This is a genomic window from Kitasatospora sp. NPDC093558, assembly GCF_040683475.1.
GTDB lineage: Bacteria > Actinomycetota > Actinomycetes > Streptomycetales > Streptomycetaceae > Kitasatospora.
This window is the reverse complement of the sequence record NZ_JBFBDY010001336.1, coordinates 1-1,127: the sequence shown is the minus strand read 5'-3', so window position 1 is coordinate 1,127 and position 1,127 is coordinate 1. Positions and strand designations below refer to the sequence as shown.

At 80.9% G+C, this 1,127-nt stretch carries 1 pseudogene; it reads right to left on the bottom strand.

The features are described 5' to 3' along the window. Window positions 1-1,127, bottom strand: a pseudogene (locus AB0O00_RS40790) (hypothetical protein); the annotation flags it as partial.

Below are 1,127 nucleotides of genomic sequence, written 5' to 3'. Positions count from 1 at the left end.
ATCGCGTAGCCGCGCACGGCCGCGCCCGTCACCAGCAGCACCAGCTCGGGGGCACCCCGCCGGGACACCGCGCGGACGGTGACGCGCCGTCCGTCCGGCGGCCCGCCCGGGACGGGCGTCACGGTGACCTCCGGCGCGGCGAGCGGCAGCACCGGCGCCCCGGCGCGCCGGACCGGCACGCGCCAGCCGGGCCACAGGTCGGCGACCGGGACCGGCTCCGGGTCGGGCAGCAGCCGGTCGCTCCAGGCGTCCGGCGGCGCGTCGCTCAGCCAGGTGGCGGTGCGGCGGTCCGCGTCGAGCAGGTACAGCGCGGCGGCCCGGCCCCGGTACGGCTGCGGCGGCGGGATCAGCGCCGCGGCGGCGAGGACGGCCGCGGCGACGAGCGCCGCCGTGGCCGGCACCAGGAGCCGCGCGGGGCGGGGGAGCGGCGGCAGCACGGCGGGCAGCAGCGCGATCACGAGCGCCGCGACCGCGACCGGCACGGCCACCAGCCCGAGCCCGAGCGCGTCCGTCAACAGCGGCACGAGCGGGACGACGAGCAGGCCGAGCGGGAGCACGGCGAGCACCGCGGCCCCGATCCGCCCGGCCGTCGTCGTGCCGGCGCGCGAGGTGAGCAGCGCGGTGGCCGCGACGAGGCCGAGCGCGGGCCAGGTGAACACGTGGCTGCCGCCCGGCAGGACGACGGCGCAGGCGCACGCCAGCAGCACCCAGAGGACGATCGCACCGGCCGTCCGGTGGCGTGCGTCGATGCGGCGCCGGGCGACGAGGGCGCCGGCCGTGCCGAGGGCGACGGTGAGCAGCAGGAACCCGGCGAGGGCGGTGCCGTGGCCGGTGATGTCGCCGTACGGGCCGAACTCGGCGCGGCGGGAGGCCACCAGGGGCGCCAGTGCGAACGCGGCCCCGGCGGCGAGCAGCACCTGGCCGAGCGCGAGGAGCAGTCCGGCGGCGGTGCGCGCGAGCGAGAGCGCGGCCCGCGCGCGCAGCCGCAGGAGCAGGGCCAGTCCGAGGGCGGCGGTGACGAGGGCGGCGGGCAGGGCGGCGCCGGCCGGGTAGGCGATGTACCGGCCGGCCGCCTGGAGGTAGACGGAGTCGCCGGCGGGCGGGTGGGCGAGGTCGGCGGCGCCGAG